General features: G+C 55.3%; 13 protein-coding genes and 1 pseudogene. 4 read left to right on the top strand and 10 right to left on the bottom strand.

From position 1 onward, the window contains the following. Positions 1–145: 145 nt before the first annotated feature. Complete coding sequence (locus AB1E33_RS26875; RefSeq protein WP_372580298.1) at positions 146–844, bottom strand: hypothetical protein; 699 nt, start codon at positions 842–844, stop codon at positions 146–148. 381 nt (positions 845–1,225) lie between these two features. Further along, on the bottom strand, positions 1,226–1,387 hold the full coding sequence (locus tag AB1E33_RS26870) for a hypothetical protein (RefSeq protein ID WP_372580297.1): 162 nt from the start codon (positions 1,385–1,387) through the stop codon (positions 1,226–1,228). Positions 1,388–1,500: 113 nt separating this feature from the next. Here AB1E33_RS26870 and AB1E33_RS26865 point away from each other — a divergent pair, with 113 nt between their 5' ends. Together AB1E33_RS26865 and AB1E33_RS26860 are read left to right on the top strand one after the other, a co-directional pair. Beyond that, positions 1,501–1,746 carry a transposase gene (locus tag AB1E33_RS26865; RefSeq protein WP_372580296.1) on the top strand — a complete coding sequence of 82 codons (246 nt, stop codon included), beginning with the start codon at positions 1,501–1,503 and terminating at the stop codon, positions 1,744–1,746. Positions 1,747–1,895: 149 nt separating this feature from the next. After that, positions 1,896–2,573: a transposase gene (locus AB1E33_RS26860; protein ID WP_372580295.1), complete on the top strand. Its 678-nt coding sequence runs from the start codon at positions 1,896–1,898 to the stop codon at positions 2,571–2,573. Between the two features lie 123 nt (positions 2,574–2,696). Here AB1E33_RS26860 and AB1E33_RS26855 read toward each other — a convergent pair whose 3' ends face one another. The 8 genes from AB1E33_RS26855 to AB1E33_RS26820 all read right to left on the bottom strand — a co-directional run bounded on the left by AB1E33_RS26855 (position 2,697) and on the right by AB1E33_RS26820 (position 13,191). Further along, positions 2,697–4,178: a M81 family metallopeptidase gene (locus tag AB1E33_RS26855; RefSeq protein ID WP_372580294.1), complete on the bottom strand. Its 1,482-nt coding sequence runs from the start codon at positions 4,176–4,178 to the stop codon at positions 2,697–2,699. Then, positions 4,178–5,824 carry an amidohydrolase gene (locus AB1E33_RS26850; protein ID WP_372580293.1) on the bottom strand — a complete coding sequence of 549 codons (1,647 nt, stop codon included), beginning with the start codon at positions 5,822–5,824 and terminating at the stop codon, positions 4,178–4,180. Before AB1E33_RS26850 ends, AB1E33_RS26855 begins: the two co-directional genes overlap by 1 nt. Before the next feature lie 11 nt (positions 5,825–5,835). Further along, the gene (locus AB1E33_RS26845; RefSeq protein ID WP_372580292.1) at positions 5,836–6,759 is read right to left on the bottom strand and encodes an oligopeptide/dipeptide ABC transporter ATP-binding protein; all 924 of its coding nucleotides are present in this window, start codon (positions 6,757–6,759) and stop codon (positions 5,836–5,838) included. Beyond that, positions 6,756–7,736, bottom strand: a complete 981-nt coding sequence (locus tag AB1E33_RS26840) for an ABC transporter ATP-binding protein (RefSeq protein ID WP_372580291.1) — start codon at positions 7,734–7,736, stop codon at positions 6,756–6,758. The genes AB1E33_RS26845 and AB1E33_RS26840 overlap by 4 nt, the downstream gene beginning before the upstream one ends. Further along, complete coding sequence (locus AB1E33_RS26835; protein ID WP_372580290.1) at positions 7,733–8,590, bottom strand: ABC transporter permease; 858 nt, start codon at positions 8,588–8,590, stop codon at positions 7,733–7,735. The genes AB1E33_RS26840 and AB1E33_RS26835 overlap by 4 nt, the downstream gene beginning before the upstream one ends. Positions 8,591–8,602: 12 nt before the next feature. Then, positions 8,603–9,541, bottom strand: coding sequence for an ABC transporter permease (locus AB1E33_RS26830; RefSeq protein WP_372580289.1), 939 nt, complete (start codon positions 9,539–9,541; stop codon positions 8,603–8,605). An 86-nt stretch (positions 9,542–9,627) separates the two neighbouring features. Further along, complete coding sequence (locus tag AB1E33_RS26825) at positions 9,628–11,193, bottom strand: ABC transporter substrate-binding protein (protein WP_372580288.1); 1,566 nt, start codon at positions 11,191–11,193, stop codon at positions 9,628–9,630. 21 nt (positions 11,194–11,214) lie between these two features. Continuing rightward, on the bottom strand, positions 11,215–13,191 hold the full coding sequence (locus tag AB1E33_RS26820) for a CocE/NonD family hydrolase (RefSeq protein WP_372580287.1): 1,977 nt from the start codon (positions 13,189–13,191) through the stop codon (positions 11,215–11,217). A 129-nt stretch (positions 13,192–13,320) separates the two neighbouring features. On the opposite strand from AB1E33_RS26820, the gene AB1E33_RS26815 reads away from it, so the two are divergent. Both AB1E33_RS26815 and AB1E33_RS26810 read left to right on the top strand, forming a co-directional pair. After that, on the top strand, positions 13,321–14,082 hold the full coding sequence (locus AB1E33_RS26815) for a helix-turn-helix transcriptional regulator (RefSeq protein ID WP_372580286.1): 762 nt from the start codon (positions 13,321–13,323) through the stop codon (positions 14,080–14,082). A gap of 181 nt (positions 14,083–14,263) precedes the next feature. After that, positions 14,264–14,373, top strand: a pseudogene (locus AB1E33_RS26810) (IS5/IS1182 family transposase); the annotation flags it as partial.

Genomic DNA, 14,373 nt, shown 5'->3' with positions numbered 1-14,373 from the left:
ACACAATGCCTCAAATGTCAGACCTGCGACGGCTTTGCACAAGGTTGCAGTCATTGATGCAAACTGCACCATTGGTCGAACTGGGCTCAGAGTTGACGTTCTTAGCAAGCGGTTCCATTGGCTGGTTGCAGCCCAAAGTTCCCTATTAACCAGAGGCTGAATTGTCAGCGCCGGATAACAAGGGAAAGTCCCTAAAATCTGACAGTGCGTTTTCAAGTGCCTCATGTCCGAAGCGACGTGCGGAGACAACATGCTCTCGGAATTGCTCTCGGCCATGTGGTCCTACGTCATTTGTCACGTACTTGATGCTGTACAAAGGAACAGCGAAAGTTTCCATTAAAACGGCTAGACCGTAGAGCTCCATGTCTTCTACCTGCCCATCTTTTGGAAAATGGACGCTCTCATAGTCTGAAGCCCGAGAGTAACGCGAACCGGTTACGCAGTTTGCGGTTGCCACTGAAAGGTTGACAACTGGAAGCGTGCGCGGAGGAACCCAATGCAGGTTGTCATCAACATCAAAACGATAAGACGTAGAAACGCTTACAACGCTTTCAATCTTCGGCGCTGTTTCCACTCCAAATCGATTGCCATATGTCCCGCAAGCCCCAAAGTTCACAACGCGCTTTGGCTTGTATCGGTGTAAGCACAATGCTGTAGCTGCAACCATGTGATGCTCAAGAACTCCGCTGATAAGAACGTCGAAGCTCCTTCCGTGATAAAGACCGAGACCTCGCTCGTGATCTCCAGCTTGGATTTCGAAGTCCTCCGCATGTTGCAGCCCGAATTCGTCAACAAGGCCGAGGCCCTCTCGTTCGGAAGCAATTACAATCAGAGTGTCCGCCACCGAAGCTGTTTCCTCCGCATCCTACTTGTTTAGGACCTAACCAAACTTCCACTGGAATTCCAGAGATTGAAGCGAATGGGGTTGGCAGGCCAACGGCAGCTTTATCCGCATTGCTGAAGCTCGATTCACTTTCACTCAATGTCCTCAAACTGAAGTGGCAAAGCCACTGGCCCCACCACGTCCTTGGTTTGCAGGCCGCATCCTTGGCGGCATCTGCAGGCCTAAGGATTTACCGCCCACCCTGCCCATTATCGAGAGCGGTGGCCAGCCATCTCCTGCTCCAGGAGGGCGATAAGCTCGTTCTCAAAATTTCGAGATTCTTCTTCGCTCAAAGGTTCAGGGGCGTCACAATGCCCCCAATCTTGATCAAGTTGCTTGATCTCAATAACCATCGCAACTACCCGGCCATCCTGAAGCAAAGGGGTTGGACATTGCTGCGCTTCGACAAGGAGACGTGTCCGTAAAAGCACCCATCATTTCGATTGCGATTTGTTGCTCGCGTGCGTTTTCCAGATCAAACTCATCCATAGCTTTTTCTTTCATGCGCACCAATTCCGTGCCCGGCGTGATGCCAGGTGGCTGGTGCACAAAACGGCTTTGTTGCACAAATCGTTTGGGGGATTCATCTTATGAATCCAGCGTGATAGCTGGGAGGTATGAGCAGTTGGGCCCCAACGAGCGACAAGACCACAAACTGGTCGTGTTGCAATGACGGTTTGAAGCGGCGTGGATCGCTCTCGATCTGGTTCGATCCCGAGATGGTCTGGACACCGCCGCCGACGGGCCAACGCGGTCGACGGCAGCAATTCACTAACGCGGCGATCCAAACCCGCCTGACTCTGAAGGTTTTGTTCGGGATGCCGCTCCGGCAGACTACAGGCTTTGTTGAGAGCTTGCTGTAGTTTATCGGGTTGGATTGTGCGGTGGCGGAATTTTGCACCCTATGCCGCCACCAGAGGGCACTAAACGCGAGCCTGTGATATCGTGGTGGTACCGGCCCGCTGAACCTCTTGATTGATAGCACAGGCATCAAATCTGAGGGCGAAGGTGAATGGAACGCGCGCAGCGTGGAAACCCCAAACGGCACATCTGGCGCAAGATACACCTCGGGATCGATGAAAAAACAGTGGGAGTTCGGGCCGTCGAGGTCACGACCAGCAATGTAGGTGATGCGCCCATGCTGCCCGAACTTCTGGATCAAACCCCACCTGATCAGACCATCGGGACAGTCACTGCCGCGGGGCCTACGAAACGCGCAAATGCCATGATGCGATTGCCGCCCGGAATACACATGCTGTCAACCCTGCCCGCAAGAACGCCAAGCCTTGGAAGCCAACAAGCGGGAGCCGTCGCAAGAAACGAAGCCGCGAAAGCATCAAGATACCTCGGCCGCGCCCGGGGGCGACGATGGAGCGGATACCACCGCCGAAGCCGCGTCGAGACCAAAACGCACTGTGTGAAATTGGTGGGCCAGAGACTCATGGCGCGGGGCTTCGACCGGCAGATCGCGGAGATCCAAATCCGCATCGCCGTCCTCAACCGCTACACCGCTCTTGGAGTACCTATCACAGGGCCCGTAGGAGCAGTCCCTCCGGGGAAAAAGAAAGCCTCCACTCCAACGGAATTGTGCAACAAAGCGCGTGTTACGTACGAATTGAACGGACGGCCTTTACACTTGCCCGTGAAAGCCTGGTTCGATTTTCTGACCAATGACGTTTCCAGCCAATAGCGCCGGGTTATCAACAACCGGTCGCCACAAGCCTGCATTGCTTGATAGCTAAGCAGATACTCTTCATAGAATGAGAACATTCTTTTCCTTTACGCCTGCAGCTTCGCGTAATCCAAAGCCAGTTCAACGAATAATGGGCAGCCTTCTGGTGAGACAGGCGTACGGGACATTTTCTAGGTCGCAGAGAAAGGCGCCTGGCGATGAGACCGCAAAAACAGCACCTGAAATAGTCTCAAAATCCGCTCGGAAATGTGTGGTGCTCTTTACGCAAATCACCGAGTAATTCATCGGATTCAGCCCAATATGAGTAAAATGCGCACGATCTAGACACTGGTTACGTATACTTGTCACAACGAGGTCAATCTCGGCCTCATGTCCAACCAAACGTAGTGCAGCCGTCTTGCCCAGCGTTGCTACACCACCGCCATACATTTCTCCGGTATAGCGACATTTGCCATCACCCAGAGCCAGAACTCTAAACTCTGCATTGACCGGAACGTGCCCTGCCAGGTTGGACTTTGCACCGATTGCCAACTTAACCTGTGCACCTTCACCTGCCACATGGGCTTGTTTTGCACTTTCCGGATCATGGAGCAGACCCATCAAGACACTCTTTACCCCGCCCTCAATCAGTGCGGCCAGCAACCCTGTGGTATCAGACGTCCCGCCCGCACCAGCGTTGTCCTGAACATCTGCGAGAACAACGGGTTTTTCTCGCCTCTGACGACATGCCGAAACGGCGTCCTCCAGAGACAACATCGAGCAATCAAGATCGGATTCCCGGGACATAAACAAATTTACGATTTCTTCGGCGGCAGCGGCGGCTTTCTGGGCAGTGGCTGCGTAGGCAAGGCACGACGGGCCAGTGTCGGCGAAGTCCGCCGCTGTGAAACCAAGAGCGATTTCGGCCAGGACTTCCTGCTGCTCAAATCTTGCTGGCAATTGATAGATGTCGTTAAACGGTGAGGAACCGGTGTATTGCGCATGCAGAGGTATGAGATAAGGTACCGGTTGGAACGCCTTAAATAGTGTTTCGCCTGCTAGCAGGCGCTGCAGGACAGGAACACAACGTGCGCCCGTTTCCGCCATATCCAAGTGAGGATAGGTGCGAAAAATAGACAGATAGTCCGCATGTTCGACCATCTCAGCGGAAATGTTGGCATGCAGGTCCAAACTTGCGACCACGGGAACTTCGGGGCCCACAACTGCACGTACACGACGCAGAATCTCTCCTTCACCGTCAACAAGGCTTTCGGTAACCATTGCGCCATGGAGATCAAAATAGACGCCATCAATGTGGCCCGCATCCCGGAGTCCATCCAATAGCATCCCGCAAATCGTCTCAAATGCATGATCGGTTACATGTGCGGACGGCTCGGCAGAGCACCACAGGATTGGAATAACCTCAATCCCCACTTCCATTGCCTCTGCGGCAAAACCTGCGACAGGTAGGTTCATACCAGTTGTTTCCAAGACCACCTGTGCACCGTGCAACATTCCGGGCCAGGAATCCGCCATTTCAAACTCGCGTAGATCGGCCTTTGTCACACCAAAGCAATTGGTTTCATGCTGGAACCCCGCGATCGCAATACGTTTGGTCGTCATTAGGTGTGCTCGACTTCTTTTTCGGCATGCGTTGCGGCAAAAACACTTTGACCGTCGCGGATCGTTTCGAGCACCCGTGTATCCGTTAGGCAGTCCGGGTCGTGCAGTGGATTGCGCGAAAGGACAACGAAATCTGCAACTTTACCCGGTTCGATAGATCCGCGCTGATCCTCCTTGAACACCTGCCAAGCAGCGTCGATGGTCTGGGCACGCAAAGCTGACAGAACGCTGATCTTCTGATCTTCGCCGAGCACGCGCTCCGAAGCGGTTATCCGATTCACGGCGCAATTGGCCAGGTGGATCGGGCGTGTTGGCGTGACCGAGGCATCATTGTGGATCGTATATCGCACGCCATACCGTTCAGCTGATGCTGCTGGGGATATCCGCTCGGACCGTTCAGGCCCTAGGAAGGTATCGTAATGGCGATCCCCCCAAAAATATACATGTGCAGGAAAGAAGCTAACGGTAAGGCCAAGTTGGGCCATACGCTCTAACTGATCATCCCGCAGGGCCTGGCCATGAATAATAGTGTGACGATGATCTGCGCGGGGGTACGCTCGAAGTACTTTTTCAACCGCATCAATGAACATCTCGGCGCCGGCATCGCCGTTACAGTGGCAATGAATCTGTAGTCCCTTGCTATGGAGTTTGCTGACATCAGCATCCAGCTGCTCTTGTGAGGTGTAAGTCATCCCACAAGGATGTTCTGGATCAGACGGCTTGAAATACGGGGCAGTCAGATACGCGGTCTGCAGTTGAAAGGCTCCATCCGTGAACAGTTTGCGCGGACCTAGTGTGAAATGCGGGTTGCCGGGCCAGTTCGTGCCGATCCATTGGGTACTTAGCTCTGGCTCCAGACTTCCGACGGGTAACAGCTCGATATCAATTCCCGGATCCTGATCTGCGGGCAGGCTGGCGAAGTGATCCAGCATGGTTTGCGACGTCCAGGCATTTTGGGCATAGGTCACGCCATGGGCCAGATATTCATCACGGCAGGCGTCAAAGCCCTGCCAGAACCTTTCGCGGTCGATCAGGAAATCGGTGTCGCCCATCTCACCCATGGCCGATAACCCTTCGATCAATCCCGTTAGGGCTCCGGTTTCAAGGTCCCGGCCAAAGCGGCCGCCCTCTGGGTCAGGTGTGTGACGGGTTACACCTCGCCTCTCAAGCGCAAGAGAATTAGCCGCGCCGTTGTGCCCCGATGCATGAATTACCCAGATTGGATGACGTATTGAAACGTCGTCCAGCTCGGCCCGCGTCGGCATACGGCCTTCGAGAATAGAGGTATTGTCAAACGACACCCCCATGACCCATTCACCCTCCGGCGTTGTGTTGGCCCTTTCCCGAAGTCTGTCCAGCGCCTGCGCAATTTGCCTACAATCCCCTAAAGGAGGTGAAGACAGGTCAACACGGAACAGCCGGATGAACCCCGGATCCGGGAAATGTCCGTGTGGATCGATAAAGGCTGGCATCAGAGTGCGACCTTTCAGGTCATGCTCCTCAGCATCTGCGTGCATGCATGCACGCAGGTCAGCTTCGGCCCCCACTGCCTGGATCCTGTTTCCTTCAGTCAAAACAGCCTCGGGTGAGGAGTCCTGCGCATCCATAGTCAGGATTGTGCCATTAAAAAAAAGCGTACTTGGCATCGGATTTCCTACTACGACAGCGGAGCCAGGCAACGCAGCCCGTGGCCACCGTCCACTTCCCATTCCGGAGTCTGGGTGCAGATGTCCTTGGCAAAAGGACAACGTTCGCGGAATTCGCACCCGGAAGGGCGCTTGAGCAAGCTGGGGGGTTCGCCCTTAAGGGCGATCCGTTCCAACCGCGCATCCGGGTCCGGCTCTGGGTTGGCACTCAAAAGGCAGCGCGTATAGGGATGGCGCGGATCTTTGAAAATCGTTTCGGTTGTGCCCTCCTCGACCAAACGGCCCAGATACATGATACCCATTCTGTCCGCCACATGGCGCACCACGCTGAGGTTGTGCGTGATGATTACCATTGCCAGACCCAACCTTTCGCGCAGATCGTTGAGCAGGTTCAACAACTCGCCCTGTACTGAGACATCGAGGCCGGCAGTCGGCTCATCTGCAAGGATCAGCTTTGGTTCCAACGCCAACGCACGTGCCACGCCCACACGCCGCGCCTGGCCGCCTGAAAGCTGATAAGGATAGCGGTCTGCGAAATGCGTGGGCAGGTTTACCATTTCCAACAGACGCTTGGCCTCGGCATCCAGGTCACGGTCTTTCATGCCTTGGATGCGGTAGGGTTCGGTGATCAGGCTGCGAATTGTCAGGCGCGGTGACAGGCTGCCAACCGGATCCTGGAACATCATTGCCATGTCTTTGCGCAGCGGGCGCATGACGCTTTCTGGCGCCCCTCGGATTTCCTGACCTTCGAAGGTAACCGAGCCGTTCTGCGCAGGCGCAAGCCCGGCGATGGCGCGGATGACTGTTGTTTTGCCAGATCCGCTTTCACCAACCAGCGCGTAGGTCTCGCCAGGTTCTACGGTAAAGCTGACACCTGCCAGTACATTGACCGGCCCATAGCTGGTGTTCAGGTCCACAACGTTCAGCAAGCTCATGATGTGGCCTCCTCATGGTTTAGCCAGCAAGCGGCATGATGGCCTTCTTTCAATTGATCCAGCGGCGGCACGTCGGAGGCGCAGCGTGCCATGGCTTGATCGCAACGATCCCGGAAAATGCAGCCTCCCGGCAGATTGGCCAGATCAGGCACTTCACCGGGAATGGTCGGCAAAATGCGGGCGCGTTCCTTGATGTGACCGGGGTCACATTCGATCAGACGCCGTGTATATGGATGCTTGGGGTTGTGGAAAATCTCACGCACCTCCCCGCTTTCGACAACTGCACCGGCATACATCACCACCACCCGGTCGCAGAGTTCAGCAATCACGCCCAGATGGTGGGAGATGAACAGGATGGCACAGTGAAACTCGCGCTGTAGCTCTTGCAGGCGCTCGATGATCTGCACCTCTAACGTGGCATCCAGCGCGGTGGTCGGCTCATCCGCGATCAAAAGATCGGGTTCGGACATCAACGCCATTGCGATGGCAATCCGTTGGCGCATCCCGCCTGAGAATTCATGCGGATACTGCTTCAGGCGCGCTTCGGGATCGGGAATGCCAACAGCGCCCAGCATCTTGGCCGCGTGGGCCAGCTTGTCCGCTTTTGACTGCTTGGACCGATGCTGAATGTCCAGCATCTGCTGCCCGATGGTCAGAACCGGATTATGCGTTTGCATCGGGTCCTGAAAGACGATGGATATATCCGCCCCGCGCAGGTTGCGCATCTGACGTTCGGAGGCCTGCAAAAGGTCCTTTCCTTTGAACCTGACCTCTCCCTCGCGGAACCGAGTATTTGGTGCGGTCAAACGCAGGATGGATGAGATCAACGTGGATTTGCCGCAACCAGATTCCCCGACAATGCCAACGATTTCACCCTTATTCACGTTGAAGGTTATGTCCCTCAAGGCCTTGAGGTCACCACGGCCTGTTTCGTAGTCGACACTGAGGCGGTCGATTTCCAAAAGTGTGTCGGTCATCGCTGTTTCCTCAGTTTTGGATCAACCACGTCCCGCAGGCTTTCACCCAGGAATGTAAATCCAAGCGTTGCCAGAATGATCGGCAGGCCCCCGCCCACCACCAGCCAAGGGGTCTGGCGGATCAGTGAATAGCCATCCTTGAGCAAAGCACCCCAGCTGGGCGTCGGAGGTTTCACACCCAGCCCCAAAAAGGACAGGCCCGCCTCCAACGCGATGACTGTGGGGATATCCATGGCCGCCAACACCGCCAGAACGCCAATGATATTGGGCAGCATATGCACACCCAGAATGCGCGCCATGCTGGCCCCCATCGACCGCTCGGCCAGAATGAATTCAGAGTTGCGCAGCGTCAGTGTCTGGGTTCGTGCCACACGCCCGTAGGTTGGGATCGAGGTCGCCATGACCACGAAAACCACCGTCTGCAGGCTGGGCCCGATCAAGGCCACGACAGCCAACGCGAACATCACCGTCGGGAAGGATCGGATGGTATCGAAAAACAGCATCAGAAGATTGTCGAGCCATTTCGGCCCATACCCGGCAATCATTCCCAGTGTCAGGCCAATCGCCATTGCGCCGAACACGGCGGGTAATGCCACCTTTAGTGCTACCTGCCCCCCTGCAATCACACGCGAAAACGTATCGCGCCCCAGTTGGTCGGTGCCCAAAAGATGCGCAGTGGACGGTCCTTGCAAGCGGGATTTGATATCCATCGCAATTGGGTCATAGGGCACGATCCAATAAGCGAAGATGGCGCAGAACACGATGACACCGACGATGATTAAGCCCATAAGACCAAGCGGGTCGCGGGCGACGCCGATGATGATCTGGCCAAGTTCGGAACGAGATTTTTCCATCACTCCCCCTCCTCAATGAGCCGTGCGTGCGCGCGGATCGAGCAACGCATTGATCAGGTCTGCCAATGCGGTCGATATCACGAACAACGCCGTTGATATGAGGACCGAGCCCATAACAATCGGGTAGTTTCGGGTGGTAATGCTATCGATAACCAACTTACCCAAACCCGGTCGGGCAAAGACGATTTCAGCAAAAACCGCCGAACTGAGAAGAAAGCCCATCCCTACCCCGATCACGGTGACCACCGGCAAAATGGCGATCCGCAGTGCATAAACCATCACCACGCGACGCTCGGCGATACCAAAGGCGCGCGCCGTGCGCACATGGCTTTCGCCCATAACCTCCAGCATCGAAGCCCGCACCAGCCGGGCAATATAGCCAACCCAGCTGAGGCCGATGGCAAACGCAGGCAGAACCAGATGGTCGAGGCGGTCCCAGAACCCCTCTCCGGCACCGATTGCGGGAAACCATTGCAGATGCACGGCGAATACCAGCAGCGCCAAAAGCGCGACAACAAAGGCCGGTGCAGCCACGAAGCTGACGGATATTGCGGCGGCGATCCGGTCGATCAGCGTGTTGGGATGCGCCGCCGCATAGGCACCAAGTGCGATGCCCAGGCTTGCAGACCACAGGATTGACGCAAAAATCAGTTCCAGCGTGAACGGCAATTGCTGGAAAACGATGTCCGTCACGGACCGTCCCGAAAATACATCGGTTCCTAGGTCGCCTTGCAGAAGATTCCCATAAAAGATCAAAAGCTGTTTCCAGATCGGTTGATCAAGCCCCAGCGCCGCTGTGAGTTGGGCCTGAAGTTCGGGCGTGGCGCGCGGGCCCAGCATGATCTGGACCGGATCGCCAGGCACGGCGCGGATCATCAGGAACATGACGGTGACCGCCACGAACAGGATGAGCAGCGACAGCCCGAAGCGACGGGTTGCAAAACTTAGCATGGCCAACTGGCTCCTTGTGGCTTGATGGCGTTCAATTTGGCACGGCGAGCGTTACGCGCCCGCCGTACCCGGTCGACCTGGGGAGATCAGGTCGCCTTGCCGAAATAGCGAAGTAACGACAGGCCATCTGGCCGCAGTGCAGGAATGACCCGGGCGCTGTGAATAACCGGCGTTGCCTCATGGGTGATGAAGCGATAGGCGCCACTTTCTTCCATCAGATCCTGCGCGCGCTGATACATTTCCGCCCGTTTTGCGATATCCGTTTCCGCAGCCGCGGATTCATGGATTTCGTTGAATTCAGGGCTGTTAAAGCGTTCCCAGTTCCATTTTCCGATCTGTTCGGGCGTGAACCACGACGTCGCATAATACGGGTCTGGGGTCATCGAAAAACGGTTCAGAACAAGCTGAAGATTTTCATTGTCGCCAGACGCCCAGAAGGCCCCAGATTCCAGAACGTTCACTTCAACCGCGATCCCGATCTGCGCCAGCGTTGCCTGAATGATCTGTGCGGTTGTCGTGAAAGTCGTCTTGTTCAGCGTGTCGAGGGTCAGCGTGACATTGGTTTCACCGGATTCCGCGAGCAGCTGTGCAGCTTTTTCAAAGTTTGCCGCCGGTGGCACCAGCGAAGATGGCCGGTGGCCGGCGAGGCCCGGTGCGATAATGCCAGTTGCTGGTTCGGCAGCTCCAAAATAAGCAGCTTCCAAAATACTGGGGACATCCACCGCATGCTGAATAGCCTGCCGCAGCTTCTGATTTTGCAGCTTTGGATGCTCGACGTTCATCCCCATCCAGACATAATAGAGCGAGGGCTTCTCAACCAACGATCCACCGTTTGGAACTCCGGCACGATAACGCTCAACCGAGCCCAGCGAAACGCGGGTTACATCCAGCTCACCCGCCTCGAACGCGATCTCGGCAGTGTTTTCGTCATCAATGGGATAGATTTCGACGGTATCCCAGGTGGGTGCATCCCCTTTCCAGTCGGGGTTACGCTTGAGAACGGTCTTTTCCTTGGGCGACCAGCTGTCCCGCAGGTAAGGGCCGGACTCGGCAACCGGATCTGCACCGATCCTGCCACCGGCGGCTTCGACCGCCGCTTTTGAGACGATGTTGCCCGTAATGTACGGCAGGGCAATCGACCAGATCGGGGCAAACGGGCTGTTCAGAACGATTGTGCCCTCACGTTCGCCGGTCACTTCAACATGGCTGAATGGCCCCAAGTCGGGCTTATTCGGACTGTCCGTGGCGTCGTCCACGATCCGTTCCATGCTGAATTTGACATCTTCAGCGGTCATGGCGCCAAATCCGTTGGTAAATCCGATATCGTCACGCAATGCGAACTTGATATGGGTTGGATCAACCTGCTCGATCATCGTGGCCGCATCCATCTGCCAGCCCCATTCCTCGCCCGGCTTGTATTGGATCAGCTTGTTGTAGATGGAGGCATGAACTTCTTCTTCGACGACACCAACGGAATGGGCCGGATCCATGTTCTGCGCATCCCCATACGCCCGCACCCGCAGAACGCCGTCATCTGCTGCAAATGCGCGGTTCGCCCACCCCATCGGAAGCGCCGTAGCTGCCCCAAGCGCAGTTGCGCCCTTCAGAAATCCGCGGCGACCAACATTGGCCTTTGTCCATTCGATCTTCATAGTATCCTCCCTTGGAATTGATCAGAGAAGTCCACGCGGAACGGTTTCGGACCATTCCTTTGTCAGAACTTCGGTTTCATCGGCGCCTTCGGTGGCGCATAGTTTGCGGTAGAGGTAGAAATTTTGGGTGTCGCAATTCATGCTGCATTCGGTCGAGATGGCGACCTGCCAATCCGCCCGTTCAAAGGTAAATCTCCAGGCGGTCTCGAAATGCGCAGTGGCCGGGTTATCGGGGTGAACGCTGTAATTCATGCGAACGTCACTGCCGACAATCAGATCATGATATGGGTCGCGTGTTTTGCCGTAGTCATCGAACGTCTCCAGAACCACCCGACCGTCGTCGTTCACGGTGCGTTCGAAGTGCGCTGAAGGTGAACGCAATTGCTCAGCTGCAAGAACTGGATACTTCTGAGCCGGGCCGGGTTCGGAGGCTTGAATTTCGTGTGTGACTTCGCGCACCGGCAAATGCAGAGCACAGTTTTGCAAGTGCAGGGTCACTTCGGCTGAATGTGGCGCCGGCCAGACTATCGGCCAGTAAGACGTCGACAGGGCGAGACGCAACACATGACCCTCGCGCAAATGGTGCGCACATTCATTCAGGGCAATCTCGGCCTCGTAAATCTCACCGGGTTGTAGGGCTTGGGGCGTTTCGTGACTGTGGTAATGGCACAGGTTCAGCGACCGATAGCTGATACGTTGCGAAACACCTTCAGGCGAGACATCGCATAACCGTGCGACAAGCTGGGCGACAGGCTGATCCACCGAAAACCGAAACGTCAGCTTCGCGCGACCCAGCAAATTCAATGTCGCTTGCAATGGCGCGCTGTCAAAACAGACCGACAAAACGTCATCACTTGCCTGATCACCGGCAAGCTCGTTGTCTATCCGCATGCCCGCACAGAAGTACCCGCTTTGCATACCAACATGGCAAGGCGATGCGATAGCGACGGAACCAGGGCTTGGGCTCTGGGAAAATCCGTCGGGTGCCAAATGCCAAATCCGTTCAGATACAAAAGGTGACGGCAAGGTAGCCTCTGCAATCCAACGACCTTGCCGAGGGCTATTTTGCGGCGACGGATTAAAGTGTTCCTGCATGTATGTCCGATACGCAGGCAAGTCTTCAGCACCGTTCTCTTGACCCTTTAACCAGCGGTCAAACCAGCCGATGACTTCGGAATGAAAGTCTGCAGGATCAAGTTTCGAAATATGAGGATAACGATGCTCCCACGGCCCAATTACGGCTTTTGTCGGTGCCTTCAGGTTCGCAGCCAAAGCTGGAGGCGCGTTGACGTATGCATCTGCCCAGCCAGTAATGGCTAAGACAGGGGTTTGGATCGCTGACCAATCTTCGCAAACAGAGCCATGTTTCCAATAGGAATCACGCGTCTGGTGACGCAACCATTCCGCGGCAGAGAACGGGACGGTTCGCAGTCGTTTCAGCCAATCCTCTCGCCAATCTGCACGAAGGACAGGATCCGCGGGGCGGGTCAGATAGGCAAACATCTGACTGCCCCAGTTCATGTTGTCACTCAACAGGCACCCACCCATAAAATGGATATCATCTGCAAAGCGATCCACCGTCGAGGCCACGCTGACGACGGCTTTCAACGCGGGTAGTTGTCGGAAGGCCAATTGCAATCCGTTAAACCCACCCCACGAAATTCCGATCATCCCGACATGGCCGTCACACCAATCCTGTGCAGCAATCCAGGCTATGACTTCTTCACCATCACGCAGTTCCTGCTCAGAGTACTCGTCATCGAATTGACCTTCGCTATCGCCGGTACCAGCTATGTCGACCCGGATGCAGGCGTATCCCGCCTTAGCAAATACTGAGTGAGTTGTTTCATCTCTTGGTGCTGTGCCGTCGCGTTTGCGGTAAGGCAAATATTCCAGAATGGCGGGGGCAAGACTCGTTTCAGGCAGCCACAGGCGTGCAGCAAGCCTCCGCCCATCGGGGAGAGTGATCCATGTGTTCTCGATGGTTTCAATTGGCATCTGGGGGCTTGTCTGTTGCGAGCTGATACCGAAGAAGAAACCGATTTGCAGATAAAATAAATTGTGCGATCTTACGCGAATTGACGCTATTTGCTGTGAAGTAGCGTCAAAACGCGAAAGGTTTTGCTTGTGTCAGAGTATTTTTCTGCCAACCTGCGGTCGTTGTGTGCAGAACACGGAAACATTTCACAGATTTGTCGTGATATCGGCGTCAATAGACAACAATTCAGTCGCTACCTGAATGGCTCTAGCCTACCTTCGGCACACAACATGCGCCGGATCGCGCGTCATTTCGACCTGACAGAAGCTGAATTATTTGCCGATACCACGACCTTCGAGCGAAAGCTAATGGGCGCCTTGCCGCAAGCAGGAACAACGCCCATAGACGCGTTTCTGGATCCTTTTCGGGACCAGCAGAAAAATCTGAGGCGATACGTCGGCTTCTATCATTCCTTTTTCTGCACGCCTTCATGGGAAGGAAAGATTTTCTGTTCATTGATCCGCATTCAGGAAGTTGATGGGCTAATCACGATCCGCTCGCGGGAAATTGCTACATCACCAGACAGGAGCATGCACCAGATTTCACGCTACGCCGGCTTGGTGACAATGCGAGGAAATAGGATTTTCGTGACCGAACACGAGCTCACGCGTGAAGGCAGTATAGCAAATACCATTTTATACTCCGCACACCGTCAGCAGTTGAAGTATCTGCGAGGCATGACAATGGGAGTAGCCTGGCGGCCATACCCTCACCCCTACGCAGCCAAAACCATTTGGAAACGCTTGCATGAACGCGTGACTGCACGCGAAGCTATCGCCTCTTGCGGAATCTATCCCGCTCAAAGCACAAGGATCGATCCAACGGTCAGGAAACACCTTCGCGACGCTTGAAGCGTCTGTCGAGCTCAGAGGTTCTGGCACTTAGAAGAGAGCGAAAATCGCCCCGGATCATAACTCCATACAATCTGGAGTTTTCTATGCAACGTTCCTTCTCTAATCTGATCAGGGTGGTTTTGTTGCACAAACGGGATGAGGGATTCACTGTGTGAATCCAGCGTGATAGCTGGATGGCATGAGCAGCTGGTCCCCTACGACGTACAAGACCAAGAACTGGCCTTCGTACAACACGGCGCTGAAGCAGCGCGGTTCCTTCTCAATCTGGCTTGATCCCAAGATGCCGTG

The organism is Ruegeria hyattellae, assembly GCF_041537925.1.
GTDB lineage: Bacteria > Pseudomonadota > Alphaproteobacteria > Rhodobacterales > Rhodobacteraceae > Ruegeria_C.
The sequence above is the reverse complement of the archived record's forward strand: the minus strand, read 5'-3'. Positions and strand labels throughout refer to the sequence as shown.